The 13,974-nt window shown below is 65.7% G+C and carries 12 protein-coding genes; 5 read left to right on the plus strand and 7 right to left on the minus strand.

All coding sequences use genetic code 11. From position 1 onward, the window contains the following. Nucleotides 1-3 precede the first annotated feature (3 nt). The 3 genes from tatC to CXY77_RS20165 all read left to right on the plus strand — a co-directional run bounded on the left by tatC (nucleotide 4) and on the right by CXY77_RS20165 (nucleotide 2,196). A complete protein-coding gene (tatC, locus tag CXY77_RS12695) occupies nucleotides 4-759 on the plus strand; it encodes a twin-arginine translocase subunit TatC (RefSeq protein WP_092340779.1) in 756 nt (251 codons plus the stop codon). Between the two features lie 222 nt (nucleotides 760-981). Beyond that, nucleotides 982-1,935: a ferritin-like domain-containing protein gene (locus CXY77_RS12700; protein WP_092340623.1), complete on the plus strand. Its 954-nt coding sequence runs from the start codon at nucleotides 982-984 to the stop codon at nucleotides 1,933-1,935. 102 nt (nucleotides 1,936-2,037) lie between these two features. Continuing rightward, entirely contained in the window at nucleotides 2,038-2,196 is a 159-nt protein-coding gene (locus CXY77_RS20165; RefSeq protein ID WP_158252830.1) for a hypothetical protein, read from the plus strand. Between the two features lie 61 nt (nucleotides 2,197-2,257). Here the strand turns inward: CXY77_RS20165 and CXY77_RS12705 are convergent, their stop codons facing one another. Beyond that, nucleotides 2,258-3,895, minus strand: coding sequence for a molybdopterin-dependent oxidoreductase (locus tag CXY77_RS12705; RefSeq protein WP_104130177.1), 1,638 nt, complete (start codon nucleotides 3,893-3,895; stop codon nucleotides 2,258-2,260). Nucleotides 3,896-4,141: 246 nt separating this feature from the next. Here CXY77_RS12705 and CXY77_RS12710 point away from each other — a divergent pair, with 246 nt between their 5' ends. Further along, nucleotides 4,142-6,640: an RNA helicase gene (locus CXY77_RS12710; protein ID WP_104089361.1), complete on the plus strand. Its 2,499-nt coding sequence runs from the start codon at nucleotides 4,142-4,144 to the stop codon at nucleotides 6,638-6,640. A 136-nt stretch (nucleotides 6,641-6,776) separates the two neighbouring features. Here CXY77_RS12710 and CXY77_RS12715 read toward each other — a convergent pair whose 3' ends face one another. The 6 genes from CXY77_RS12715 to CXY77_RS12740 form a co-directional block, all read right to left on the minus strand. After that, entirely contained in the window at nucleotides 6,777-7,718 is a 942-nt protein-coding gene (locus tag CXY77_RS12715; protein ID WP_104089359.1) for a sulfurtransferase, read from the minus strand. A 92-nt stretch (nucleotides 7,719-7,810) separates the two neighbouring features. Continuing rightward, complete coding sequence (locus CXY77_RS12720; RefSeq protein WP_233197385.1) at nucleotides 7,811-8,191, minus strand: LysM domain-containing protein; 381 nt, start codon at nucleotides 8,189-8,191, stop codon at nucleotides 7,811-7,813. 216 nt (nucleotides 8,192-8,407) lie between these two features. Continuing rightward, on the minus strand, nucleotides 8,408-9,793 hold the full coding sequence (locus CXY77_RS12725; RefSeq protein ID WP_104089464.1) for an L-serine ammonia-lyase: 1,386 nt from the start codon (nucleotides 9,791-9,793) through the stop codon (nucleotides 8,408-8,410). Between the two features lie 107 nt (nucleotides 9,794-9,900). Next, entirely contained in the window at nucleotides 9,901-10,242 is a 342-nt protein-coding gene (locus CXY77_RS12730; protein ID WP_104130179.1) for a hypothetical protein, read from the minus strand. Then, the gene (locus CXY77_RS12735; RefSeq protein WP_104089357.1) at nucleotides 10,196-11,296 is read right to left on the minus strand and encodes an acyl-CoA desaturase; all 1,101 of its coding nucleotides are present in this window, start codon (nucleotides 11,294-11,296) and stop codon (nucleotides 10,196-10,198) included. The genes CXY77_RS12730 and CXY77_RS12735 overlap by 47 nt, the downstream gene beginning before the upstream one ends. A 155-nt stretch (nucleotides 11,297-11,451) precedes the next feature. Beyond that, nucleotides 11,452-13,008: a dolichyl-phosphate-mannose--protein mannosyltransferase gene (locus tag CXY77_RS12740; RefSeq protein ID WP_104089356.1), complete on the minus strand. Its 1,557-nt coding sequence runs from the start codon at nucleotides 13,006-13,008 to the stop codon at nucleotides 11,452-11,454. A gap of 62 nt (nucleotides 13,009-13,070) precedes the next feature. Here CXY77_RS12740 and rsmI point away from each other — a divergent pair, with 62 nt between their 5' ends. Then, the gene (rsmI, locus tag CXY77_RS12745; RefSeq protein WP_104130180.1) at nucleotides 13,071-13,934 is read left to right on the plus strand and encodes a 16S rRNA (cytidine(1402)-2'-O)-methyltransferase; all 864 of its coding nucleotides are present in this window, start codon (nucleotides 13,071-13,073) and stop codon (nucleotides 13,932-13,934) included. Nucleotides 13,935-13,974: the final 40 nt, after the last annotated feature.

Raw genomic sequence — 13,974 nt, forward strand, 5'->3', positions numbered from 1 at the left:
AAGATGTCTCTCGGACAGCACCTGCTGGAGTTGCGCAAGCGGCTCTTTCTGGCGGCCCTCGGCATCCTGGTCGGTGCGATCGCCGGCTGGTTTCTGTCGAGTTTCGTCTGGGACGGCCTGCGCGAGCCGATCTACGCGATCGTGCGAGCTCAGAATCGCAACGCGCAGATCAACTACCCCGACATTACGAGTGCGTTCGACCTCAAACTGCGCATCTCGTTCTATGTCGGCCTGATCGTCTCGAGTCCGATGTGGCTCTACCAGATTTTCGCGTTTCTCACCCCCGGGCTCACCCGCAAGGAAAAGCAGTACACCTTCGGTTTCTTCTTCACTGCCGTGCCGCTGTTTCTGGCTGGGTGCGCGGCCGGTTGGTACGTGCTGCCGCACGTGGTCGAGCTCATGACGAGCTTTGCGCCCCGACAGGATGCTGCGCTCATCAACGCGCAGAACTACTTCGACTTCGTGCTCAAGCTCATGATCGCCATCGGAATCGCGTTCGTGCTGCCGGTGTTCATCGTGCTGCTGAACTTCGCCGGGGTGATCAGCGCGCGCTCCATCATCAAATCCTGGCGCGTGGCGATGCTCGTCATTATTCTGTTCACCGCCATCGCGACCCCGGCCGCCGACCTGGTGTCGATGTTCCTGCTCGCCATTCCCATGGTGGTGCTCTACTTCGCCGCCTACGGTATCGCGGTGCTCCACGATCGCCGGGTGGCTCGCCGGCTACCCCCGGTCGGCAGCGACGGGCTCCTGCTCTGACTCGCTAGCTGGCACGAGCGGGCGCGGGCTGCCGGCATCCGCTCTGCTGGCGTCCAGTCGCGCCGGAAAACATACAGAAGGCAAAAACCTACAAAGTGAGCATAATTCTTATCGTTTGCTTACGTCCGTGTCCAGCCATCCGGGAGATTGATTTGAGCGGGTAGGTTGCCGTTGTTACTTCAGACACACCCGGCACATTCGCCAATCGACAGGAGAACAAGGATGTTTGATCAGGGTTTCATTACCAGCGCTATCAACCGCAGTGCAGAGAATTCTTCGGACCGCCGAAACTTTCTGCGGGCGGCTGGTGTGGCCGGGTTCGGTGTGGGAGCAGCCATGCTCGCCACTGGCTCACCGGCTTTGGCCGCGGAATCGACCGGCCCGGCAGCCGCGCCGAGTGACGCGTCCATTTTGAACTTCGCACTCAACCTCGAGTACCTCGAGGCAGAGTTCTATCTGCGGGCCACGACCGGCAGCGGGCTGCCCGACAGCATGACGACCGGAACCGGTACCCGCGGCGGCGTGACCGGTGGTCGAATGGTGCACTTCAAGACGTCGATCATCAAGAAGTACGCCGCCGAGATCGCCGCCGACGAGAAAGCTCACGTGGCCTTCCTGCGGTCCGCGCTCGGCAGCGTCGCCGTGTCACGCCCCAAGATCAACCTCGACGCGAGCTTCACCGCCGCCGCCCAGGCGGCCGGACTGGTCAAGCCCGGACAGAAATTCGATGTGTACGCGAACGAGGCGAACTTTCTGTTCGGCGCGTTCATCTTCGAAGACGTCGGAGTCACCGCCTACAAGGGCGCGGCGCCACTGATCTCGAACAAGACCTACCTCGAGGCGGCCGCCGGCCTGCTCGCGGTCGAGGCCTACCACGCCGGCGTCATCCGCAGCACGCTCTACGCGCTCGGTGTGGCGCTGCCCTCGGTGTACACGACCGTGCAGGCGATCTCCGATGTGCGCGACGCCGTCGACGGCCCGACCGACCTCGACCAAGGCATCGGCAACGCATCGAAGGCGAACCTCGTGCCGACCGACGCCAATGGCCTGGTGTTCAGCCGCAGCGCCGCCCAGGTGCTCAACATCACCTATCTCAACGCGGCTCCGGTGCGTTCGGGCGGGTTCTTCCCGGCCGGCGTGAACGGTGTCATCAACACCAGCGGTGCCAACGGCTAGCCCGTCATCCCAAAGCGCGCGGGAGTTGCGCCAGTACGCGGGAGGCGAAACTCCGGCGTACTGGCGCAGTTCCAGCGTCGCGCGTGACGCGGAAAAGTGCAGGTGGGGCCGCGAACACTGACAGTGACGGTGCGGGTGGCCGCTGAGGCCGAGCGGGCGACACTGTGGCGCGACGTGATCGTGGCGAGGGCGTTGTTCTTCGCGCCCTACGAGCACAAGGCCGGCTGCACCGTGCCGATCGCGGTGCTTTGCCCACGCTAGACCGGCCCGGGTGCAGGTTCAATCATGAGCTCGGCAGGCAAACCTACGCCCAGCGCGTCACTTACGAGACGGACACCGAAATCTCGTGCAGTCCGGTGGCCCCGTCGGGCGCGACGTCGGCGGTGGCCGACGTTTGCACGAGACCCTCGGCATCCGTTGCCCGCACCTTGACGGTATGGTTACCGATGGTCGCATCGCTCCAGGTGTAGGCCCACTGCCGCCAGGTGTCGACGGAGATCGCGTCGGCGAGGGTGGCGTCCTTCCACGGGCCGTCGTCGATCTGCACGGAGACACTGCTCACTCCCACGTGCTGCGACCAGGCGACGCCGGCGATGACGACGGATCCGGCGGGCACCGAGGTGCCGTCGCGCGGCACGTCGACCCGGGAGGACAGCTTGACCGGGCCGAGTTCGGACCAGCCGCGCGGAGTCCAGTAGCCCTGTTCCTGATCGAATCGGGTGAGTTTGAGCTCGACGATCCACTTCGTGGCCGAGACGTAGCCATACAGCCCGGGCACGACCATGCGCACCGGGTAGCCGTGCTCGAGCGGCAGTGGTTCGCCGTTCATACCCACGGCAAGAATGGCGTTGCGACCGTCGGTCAGCGCTTCGATCGGGGTGCCGGCCGTGAAGCCGTCCTGGCTCGTGGAGAGCACCATATCCGCCCCGCTCGTGGGCGTGGCGCGGGCCAGCAGCTCGCGAATCGGGTAGCCGAGCCAGGTGGCATTACCGATCAGGTCGCCGCCGACGTAGTTCGACACACAGGCCAGGGTGGTCGTGCTCTCCTCGAGTGGCAGCGCGAGCAGCTCGGCGAAGTCGATCTCGACCTCATTCTCGACCATGCCGGTGACTCTCAGCCGCCAGGTCGTGGGGTCGATCCGCGGCACGCTCAGGGCGGTGTCGATGCGATAGAAGTCCGCGTTCGGCGTGATCAGCGGGGTGATGCCCGCCACGTCGAGGCTTGCCCCGGCCGGTATTGCGGCCTGCCGAACGGATGCCGCTGGCAGCGTGAATAACGTGCGCGCGGCATCCGCTGCCCTGGTCGCTGCGGCGCTGAGCTGGCCGCCGACCAGGGCGAGCAGCCCGATGCCCGCAGTGACGCTGGTGTAGACGAGAAAGCGGCGGCGGTCGGGGCCGGGCGTTTCGGCGCGGTCCGAGGTGTCAAAGGGTGCGCCCGGTTTGAGCGCCCCGTCGCGTGTGGCGGCGGTGCTCTCGGTGGCTCGAAGTATCGGCAGCCTCGTGGTGAGGAAGGTCAGCGCGATCGCGGCGACCCCCATGGCGACAACCGGCGGCACCGCGTCGAGGGTGGAGGCGCTCGAGCGGGAGAGCGCCGCGAACAGGGCGATCGCGCCGATCAGCACGACAAGCAGACGGCCGAACGGCGGACGCCTCGATTCAAGAATGCCGGCCAGAGCGGCGACCACGGCCAACACGAGCACGATGGTGACGATGAGCACGAACTTGTCGGCCGTGCCGAACAAGCCGATCACGAGTTCTTTGACACCGGGCGGAACAATGTCGATGACGAGCGCGCCGACGGTCAGCACCGGGCTCGCGCCGGGGGCGATCCATGCGGCAGTCAGCTCGGCCAGGCCCAGGCCGGCCAGGGCTGCGGCGAGTCCCGCGGCCGCCGGGCGCCAGAGGGCCCGGGCGCGGCGGGGGGTCGCAGCCGCAGCGGTATCGGGGGTGACATAAACCATGCCGCCAGCCTAGAACCGGCGGCTGTGATTAGCACTCTGCCCGGGGTCCGCGCCGGTTTCGTCAGACATCCGTCACATCTTGGCTCCGGGTTTGGTGGCTAAGTCAGGAGATCGGCGCTGACATGACCGATTGCCCGGCCTTCGTGCACCTTTCCGAGGGGATTTCCTGAATTAGCCACGGGGGAGGGACGGCGTGGGTACCGTTCGGGGGCGGGAGCGGCAGAAGTAGTGCAGTGTTAAGGGACTATGTCTTTGCTTGCGCGCCTCGAAAACGAAACCGACCCCGACGTTCTCTTCGAGGCGTTCGAATCCTGGGCGACCGACCAAGGCCTCACCCTGTACCCGGCCCAGGAGGAGGCGGTCATCGAGATCGTCTCCGGGGCCAACCTGATCCTCAGCACCCCGACCGGAACCGGCAAGTCGCTCGTGGCCGTCGGCGCGCACTTCGCCGCGCTCTCGGCCGGCAAGCGCAGCTTCTACACCGCGCCAATCAAAGCCCTCGTGAGCGAGAAGTTCTTCTCCCTGGTCGAAACCTTCGGCGCCGAGAACGTCGGCATGATGACCGGCGACTCGAGCGTCAACGCCGACGCCCCGATCATCTGCTGCACCGCCGAGATTCTCGCCAACCTGGCACTGCGTAACGGCGAAGACACCGAGGTCGACCTCGTCGTGATGGACGAGTTCCATTTCTACGGCGACCCGGAACGCGGCTGGGCCTGGCAGGTGCCGCTGTTGCTCCTGCCGCGCGTGCAGTTCATCCTCATGTCGGCCACCCTCGGCGACGTGAAATTCATCAGTGACGACCTGACCCGGCGCACCGGGCGGCCAACCGCCGTCGTCACCGGGGTGGAACGCCCGGTCCCGCTCAGCTACTACTACGAGCAGACGCCGGTGCATGAAACGGTCGAAGAGCTGCTGCACACCGACAAAGCGCCGGTCTACATCGTGCATTTCTCCCAGGCGGCCGCCCTGGAACGCGCGCAGGCCCTCGCGAGCGCCAAGGTCGCCACTCGTGAACAGCGCGACGTCATCGCCGAACTGATCGGCGAGTTCCGGTTCACGACGAGTTTCGGCAAGACCCTGTCGCGGCTCATCCGCATGGGAATCGGCGTGCACCACGCCGGCATGCTGCCCAAGTATCGGCGGCTGGTCGAGCAGCTCGCGCAGCGCGGCTACCTGCGGGTGATCTGCGGCACGGACACCCTCGGCGTCGGCATCAACGTACCGATTCGCACCGTGCTGTTCACCGCTCTCACCAAATACGACGGCGTGAAAATGCGCCAGGTGAACGTGCGGGAGTTTCACCAAATCGCAGGGAGGGCCGGGCGGGCCGGCTACGACACGGCTGGCACGGTGGTCATCCAGGCGCCGGAGCACGAGAGCGAGAACCTCAAGGCCATCGAGAAGGCCGGCGACGACCCGAAGAAGAAGCGCAAGATCGTGCGCAAAAAGGCGCCGGACGGCTTCGTGTCCTGGGGCGAACCAAGCTTTCGCCGTCTGGTCGATGCCGAACCCGAGACCCTGTCGCCCTCCATGCAGATGACCGCGGCGATGCTCATCAACGTGATCGGGCGCGGCGGCGATGCTTTCGCCCACGTGCACTCCCTGGTCTTTGACAACCACGAACCGTGGCGCCGCCAGCTGGTGTTGGCCCGACGCGCCCTGGGCATCTACAAGACCCTGCGTGAAGCTGGAATTGTGGAGCAGAGCGCGAGCGGCAGCATCCGTTTGACCGTTGACCTGCAGGCGAATTTTGCGCTCAACCAGCCGCTGTCACCGTTTGCGCTGGCCGCGTTCGAACTGCTCGACCCGGAATCGCCTACCTACTCGCTCGACATGATCTCGATTCTGGAGTCGACCCTCGACAACCCGCGGCCCGTGCTCATGGGGCAACAGTTTGCCGCCCGGGGTGAGGCCGTGAACGCGATGAAGCGCGAGGGCATCGAATACGACGAGCGGATGGCGCTGCTCGAGGAGATCACGCACCCCAAGCCGCTCGAAGAACTGTTGAACTACACCTTCGACACCTATAAGGCTTCGCAGCCGTGGATCGCGGACTTCGAGCTCCGGCCCAAGTCCGTGGTGCGCGATATGTATGAGCGGGCGATGTCGTTCGGCGAGTTCATCGCGTTCTACAAGCTGGCCCGCAGCGAGGGCGTGGTGTTGCGCTACCTCTCGGACGCCTATCGGGCCGCGCGGCAGACCATTCCCGACGAGGCCAAGAACGAAGACTTGCTCGACCTCATCGAATGGCTCGGCGAACTCGTGCGTCAGGTGGACTCGAGCCTGCTCGACGAGTGGGAAGAGCTGCTGCACCCCGACCTAGCCGCGCACGAAGCGGATGCCCACGCGATCCTGCCGCCGCCGCCTCGCCGCCTGACCACCAACGTGCGGGCCTTCCGCATTCTGGTGCGCAACGAGCTGTTCCGTCGGGTGCAGTTGGCCGCGCTGGAACACTACGACGAGCTCGGCGAACTCGATCGCGAGCATGGCTACTCGGCCGATGTCTGGGCAGACGCGATGGACGGCTACTTCGCCGAGCACGACGAGCTACTCACCGGCGGCAACGCGCGCAGCTCCGACCTGCTCATGATCGGGGAGGGCGTCGAGGAGTGGACCGTGCGGCAGATTCTCGACGACCCGGCCGGCGACCACGACTGGGGGATCAGCGCGAGCGTGAACCTGGCCGATTCCGACGAGCTCGGCGCGGCGGTCGTGCGCGTCACCGGGGTGAACCGCCTCTAGCGCGGCGTCGCGCAGGCGCGTGCCAGTGGATCTGCCCAGGACTGTGCCCGATCTCGGTGGCCGCTAACGAACCGACCTAGCGGCCACCGAATTCCGGCGCGCTCACCGCGGCGGGCGTCGGCGCGGGTGCTGTGGGCTACGCGCCGGGCGCGTTCAGCGGCGCCGCGGCGTCGGCGGCCCACTCGTTGAGCGAGCCGTCGTAGATCGATACGTGCTCGTTACCGGCGCGGATGAGCGCGAGAGCACTCGCTGCCGCGGCGATACCGCCGCCGCAGTAGGTGACGAGGTGACCCGACGCACCCGCCGCTGAAGCCGTGACGGCTGGGGAAAGCGTTGCATCGAGCTGGTCACCGCGCAGGAACGCGTTCGTGGCAGGATCCACGAGCGTGCTGGCCGGCAGGCTGATGCTGCCGGGGATGTGCCCGGCACGCGGGCGGGAACCGGCCGTGCCGGCGAATTCCGCCGGCGGCAGGGAGCAAACGAGGGCGGCATCCGCTACGCCTGCCACGATGGACTCGACGAAGCTCTTGTCGACCCACAGCTCGGGACGCGGCGCTGCCGTGAACCCGCCGACGACCCGCGGACGCACGCCGCCGGTCGCAAAGGGGCGTGTTTCGGCGTGCCACTTGGTGAGGCCGCCGTCGAGCACGGCGACATCGTCGTAGCCAAAGGCGCGGAACAACCACCAGATGCGGGCCGCCCACTGGCCGACCACGGCGTCGTAGACGACTACGGTCGTGCCGTTGTCGATACCGACGGATGCCGCCGCCTTCTCGAACAGGTCGGCGTTCGGCCGGGAGAAATCAAATTCACCGGCCGGGTCGGAAAAGACGTCGAACAGGTCGGCGAACACGGCCCCGGGAATGTGCCCCTTGGTGAGGTAATCGTCACGACCGCTGAGGTAGCGGGGACCCGCCGCCCCCGACTCGGTCGTGGACGGGGCTAGCGCAAACACGGTGGCGTCGAGAATGACCAGGTTGTCGGAACCGAGATGATCGGCAAGCCACTGGGTCGAGACAACGGGGCTGGAGACAACGGGGCTGGACACAAGGCGCGAAGGCGGAACGGGAGAACTCATGGTGCAAGGCTAGCGGGGGCCGCCGACACCCGACGGAACCGGTGCCGGGTCGAGTCATCCGGCGACACAGTGGCCGGTGAAACTCCGGCCGGTTAGCGCGTCGTGGTCCAGTCCAGGTTGATGACCTGCTTGATGTAGATGTTTTCGCCGAGCCCCGGTACCGAGGGGTTCATGGTGAGCAGCAATTGCACCGGAATATTGAACCGCTGAGCGATGTCGAAGAACGCGTCGCCTTCGACGACGGTGTAGGTGAGTAGTGCGCCCGCACCGTCGGCGGTCGTGGTGCCGCGGGCTCTAGGCGTAGCGCCCTGGTCAGCGGCCGGCCCCTGCGGGAGCGGCACCGGCTCTGCGTTGGGAACGAGGTCGGGCACCGTCGGGTTCGGAATCAGCGCCGCCTCCTCGGTGGGAACGGGCGTCGGTGTCGGCGTGGGACTCGGTGTGGGCGTCGGCGTGACGGCCGGGGTGATGGTCACAGTGACGGCCGGAGCCGGTTCGCCGGCACAGCCAGCCATCACCACGAGCAGGAGAGCGGCAACGATGATGCCCCACGGGCGGCGTGCGAGTGTGCTGCGAATGGTTCAACCCTTTCAAGAGGCGCGATGCGACATCGTCGATGCACGCGTTCAGCCAGTTTAGGCTGCCGACATGGCGGCAACACGGAGCTGACTACCCCCATTCAGGGGTGTCCGTCAGCACTCGATGACGTTCACGGCGAGCCCGCCCTCGCTGGTTTCCTTGTACTTCGTCATCATGTCAAGTCCGGTCTGCCGCATGGTCTCGATCACGGTGTCGAGCGAGACCAGGTGGGTTCCGTCGCCGTGCAGCGCCAGCCGGGCTGCCGACACCGCGGTCGACGAGGCAATGGCGTTGCGCTCGATGCAGGGCACCTGCACGAGGCCCCCGACCGGATCGCAGGTGAGCCCCAAATGGTGTTCCATGGCAATTTCGGCCGCATTCTCCACCTGTCGCGGAGTGCCGCCGAGCACAGCGCAGAGCGCGCCGGAGGCCATGGCGCAGGCCGCGCCCACCTCGGCCTGGCAGCCGCCCTCGGCTCCGGAGATCGACGCGTTGGCTTTGACCAGGGAACCGATGGCCACAGCCGTGAGCAGATACCGACGGATGCCGGCGGCATCCGCTCCGGGAACGAAGCGCAGGTAGTAGTGACCGACGGCCGGGATGATGCCGGCCGCCCCGTTGGTCGGTGCGGTGACCACCCGGCCGCCAGCCGCGTTTTCCTCGTTCACCGCGAGCGCGAAGGCGTGCAACCATTCGGTGGAGGTGTCGCGGTCGCGCAGCGGCAGCCCGTCATATTCCTCCAGGCGCATACGTACCGCCGCGGCCCGACGCTTGACCTTGAGGCCCCCTGGCAGCAGCCCCGTGTGACTGAGCCCGGCGTCGACGCAGGTGTGCATGGCGTCCCAAATGGCGTCGAGGCCCGCGTCGAGTGTTGCGGCACCGTGGATCGCTTCCTCGTTGCGGCGGGCAACCTCGCAGATGGTGAGCTCGTGCGCGTCACACAGCGCGAGCAATTCGGCACTGGAATCGTAGGGGAGTGGTTGAGCGACACGGGCCTGTGCGCTCGAGCGTTCGGTGCCGCGGCGGATGAACCCGCCACCGATCGAATAGAAGGTCTCCTCGAGCAGGGGCGGGGCATCCGTTGCGCTGTCGGTCGCCCAGGCCGAGAGGGTGAGCGCGTTGGGGTGGCCGGGCAGACGGGTGCGCGGCTCGAAGCGCACGTCGCTCGTGCTGATCGGAATGCGGTGCCCACCGAGCAGAGTGAGGGTGGCGCCATCGCGCAGGCCGGACCAGGCGAAACGCACCTGGTCGGGGTCGCAGGTCTCCGGGCGCAGCCCGGTCAGCCCGGCGAGGACGGCGTCGGGCGTACCGTGGCCGAGACCGGTTGACCCGAGCGATCCGAAGAGGGAACAGCGGATGCGTCCCACCTCGGCCAGACGGCCGGTCGCCACGAGGTCTTCGGCGAAAACGCGGGCAGCACGCATCGGACCCACCGTGTGGGAACTGGACGGGCCGATTCCGATGGAAAAGAGGTCCAGGGCTGAGACGTACGCTGTCACGGTCTTCATGGTACGGCACCCGCACGCGGGAGTTAACCCAACAATGCCCCGCACCCTGAGGTGCGGGGCATTACCCGAGAGGTCCATGGACCTGCCGAGAACGGTGGCTACGCGATGGTGAACGTGATGGTCGACACGTAGGGGTCGACGGCGGTGCTGCCGACCGCATCCGAGTAGTTGGAACGGAAGGTGTTGGCCGGAACGCTCAGGGCGAAGGTCGGGGCGAGCGTGAGGGTGCCCTTGCCGAGGGTCGTCGTGTAGACGAGCGACTGGGCGACGTTGCGGATGGTGAGGGGGCAGCCGTAGGCGCGGCGTCGGAACCGGTTCCGGCGGTGGTACTGCCATTTAACTGCATCAGGCCGCCTCCCAGAGGGGAAACGGCCTGAGGCAAACTGGGTGGTGTTAGTGCGTGCGGAAGCGTTGCACCATTGGGCAATCGAACGGGTCACGCGCGGCCAGGCCCACCTTGTTGAGGTAGGCGATGACGATGCCATAGCTCTCGAAGACGCCGGTTTCGGTGTACTTCACGTTGTGGGAGATGCAGTATTCCTTGGCGATCTCCTGCGCCTTCCGCAGGTGCGGTCGGGCCATGTTCGGAAACAGGTGGTGTTCGATCTGGTAGTTGAGCCCACCCATGTAGGTGTCGATGAAGGTGCCACCGCGAATGTTGCGGCTGGTGAGAACCTGGCGGCGCAGAAAGTCGACGCGGCTTTCGGCCGGAAGCTGCGGCATCCCCTTGTGGTTGGGAGCAAACGATGCGCCCATGTAGACACCGAACACGGCCATCTGCACACCGATGAAGGCGAAGGCCATGCCGAGCGGCAGAAAGTAGAAGATGACGGCGAAGTAGGCGGTGATGCGCGTGACGAGCATCGTGATCTCGACCCAGCGTTCGCTGACCTTGTTCTTGCCGAAGACGGTTTTGAAACCCTGGATGTGCAGGTTGATGCCTTCGAACATGAGCAGGGGGAAGAACAGGTAGCCCTGCTTGCGGGTGACGATAGCGCCGAGCCGGCTCACCTTCTTGGCGTCTTCTTCGCGGAACACGATGAAGTCTGGCTCGATGTCGGGGTCCTTGCCGATGACGTTCGGCTGGGCGTGGTGCCGGCTGTGCTTGGTCATCCACCAGGCGTAGCTGATGCCGACGAAGAGGTTGGCCAGGACACGGCCGGCCCGGTCATTCGCCCTGCCGGAGGTGAACACGGCGCGGTGCGAGGCTTCGTGGGCCAGAAAAGCGAACTGGGTGAAGATGATGCCGAGCGCGCCGGCGATGATCAGCTGGTACCAGGTATCGCCGAGCAGAACGAACCCGGCAGCAGCGCCGAGCGTGGCCACGACGAGAATGGAGAAGACCATCCAGTAGAAACCGGTGCGACGGCCGAGAAGGCCGAGATTGCGCACGGTATGCAGGAGCGCCGAATATTCGGTTGTGGGGTTCTTTGTGTCTCCACCCGGCCGGGTCCTGATGATGCGGACCGAGGGTGCGGCTAGTGCTTCCGACATGAGGCCTTTGTGGATCGGGACTTCTCAGCCGGGACGTGAGCAATTACTCGTGGAGCAGATAATCGTCAGTCTACGTTCGCCGGAGCGTAATCCGTGCCTCATTCACACAGCATTCTCAGTCATTATATGCCAAAAATGGAATGTATCTGACCGATCTATCGCCAACTTGGCATCCAAATGTGGAGCTGCCAAAACGCGAATGGAGTCTGCATTCCGGTCCATTCCGGGAAGAAGAACGCGGTCAGCAGCAGCGCCACCCCGAGGCCGACAATGACGGCGCCAAGCGCTCCGACCCGCGGTTGGGGGTCATATTCGTACACCTGCGAATGTGCTGAATGCCGGTGTTCTGGCCTGGACAGTTCGGGAATTCGCTTGAGGAACATGCCGATGACGAAAACGAGGCCGAGCAGCAGATAGGGTTCGAACGCGATCGTGTAAAACTGAAAAACCGTGCGGTTCAGGTACATCAGCCACGGCAGGTAGCCGGCGACCATTCCCATGAGAATAAGGCCGACCCGCCATTCCCGGTATCGGGCCAGTCGGTAGACCAGGTAGAACAGCGCGGCGGTCGCCGCCCACCAGATCAGCGGGTTGCCGACCGAGGTGATCGCCTCGGAGCAGTTCTGAAACTGGCAGCCGAATTCGCCCTGACTGGAACCGCGGTAGTACATGCTGGTCGGGCGAATCATGAACAGCCAGGTCACCGGGTTGGCCTGGTACGGATGCGGCGTGGCGAGGCCCACGTGGTACGTGTATGCGGCCGCCTGGTAGTGCCAGAAACTCTGCAGGGTGTGCGGAACCCAAGCGAGCGGACCGGTCCAGGCCGCTCCAGCCCCGTCTGCCCACTCCCGGTAATACCCGCCGCGGGTGACGAACCAGCCCGTCCAGGACACGAAGAACGTGGTGACGGCCACGGGAACCAAGAGCAGGAACGTGGCGGGGGCCTGCTTCAGAATGGCGGCACTGGCCCAGAAAGTGACGCCGTTACGGCGCCGAGCGAGCGCGTCGACGACAACGAGGTAGACGCCGAAAGCGGCCAGAAAGTACAGCCCCGACCATTTCACCGAACTGGTCAGGCCGAAGGCGAGACCGGCGGCAAGCAGCCACGGTCGCCACCACAGGGTCGGGCCCCATCCGACGTCGCTCACCCCGGCCGTCCGGGCGGCCAGACGCGTCGCGTGCCATTGCCGATCCATCAGGATCGCCCCGAAACCGAGCAGTGCGAAGAACATCACGAAGTTGTCGAGCAGAGCAACCCGACTCATGACGATGGCATGACCGTCGATGGCGAGCAAAAAACCAGCGATCACGGCCAGTAGGCGCGACTGGAACAGCTTGCGGGCCACGAGCATGATGAGCACGACCGCGAGCACCCCGACCACCACGGTGGCCAGGCGCCAGCCCCACGGGTTGCCGGGACCGAGCAGGTTCATGCCGAGGGCGATGAGCCACTTACCGAGCGGCGGGTGCACCACGAACGACGGATCCGTCGTGAAGATGTCGGTCTGCCCGGCCTCGAACAAGGGATTGGCGTCGGCCGGCCAGGTGGACTCATACCCGTTATTGAAGAGGGTCCAGGCGTCCTTCACATAAAAGGTCTCATCAAACACGAGAGCGTGCGGCACGCCGAGGTTCCACAAGCGTAATCCGGCGGCCAGCAGGACCACGAGGAGGGGCGCGCCCCAGCGAACCCATCGACTAGTTGCGAGCACCTGACTATCGTACCGAGCAAGCGAAGAACGAAAGGCTCGCCCGAGGCTGCGAGAATTGCAGCATGATCATCCTTGCTGCCACCCCGATCGGAAATCTCGGCGACGCCTCCCGGCGCCTGATCGAGACCCTGAGTACCATCACGATCGTGGCCGCCGAGGATACCCGCGTCACCGTGCACCTGCTCAAAGCCCTCGGCATCGAGAATCGGCCCAAGCTCATTGCCCTGCACGACCACAACGAACGCGGCAAGGCCGCCGAACTGGTCGAACTCGCCCGCGACGTCGACATCCTCGTGCTGAGCGACGCCGGAATGCCCACCGTCTCCGATCCCGGCTTTCACTTAGTGGATGCCGCGGTGGCGGCCGGCGTGCAGGTCACCGCCCTGCCCGGGCCGTCCGCAGTGCTGACCGCTCTCGCCGTCTCCGGGCTGCCGACCGACCGGTTCACCTTCGAAGGCTTCCTGCCGCGTAAGTACGGTGAGCGGATCAAGCTGCTGCGTGACCTCGCCGCTGAACGCCGCACCATGGTGTTCTTCGAATCGCCCAACCGGCTGGCCGACTCTCTGCTCGACCTCACGGCCACGCTCGGAGCCGACCGTCGCGTCGTGGTCTGCCGGGAACTGACCAAGTTCTTCGAAGAGGTCAAGCGCGGCACGGCGGCCGAACTGGCCGAGTGGGCGGCGGCAGGCGTGCGCGGCGAGATCTGCATCGTCGTTGCGGGTGCTGAAGTGCGGGTACTGAACCTGGCCATGGGCGTGGCGGAGGTGCTCGACCTCGTGGCGGGCGGCATCCGCTTGAAGGATGCTGCGGCCGACGTGTCGGCGGCCAGCGGCCTCGGCAAGCGCGAACTCTACGAGCACGCGCTGCAGGCCAAGACCGGGGCATCCGCGCCGAAACCCGACCGGTCGGCCTTTCCTCTCGGTTAGGCCGCGAGGGCCCGCCCGGCGTAAGAGGGAGGAGATGCGG

Source organism: Cryobacterium sp. N21, assembly GCF_002929575.1.
GTDB lineage: Bacteria > Actinomycetota > Actinomycetes > Actinomycetales > Microbacteriaceae > Cryobacterium > Cryobacterium flavum.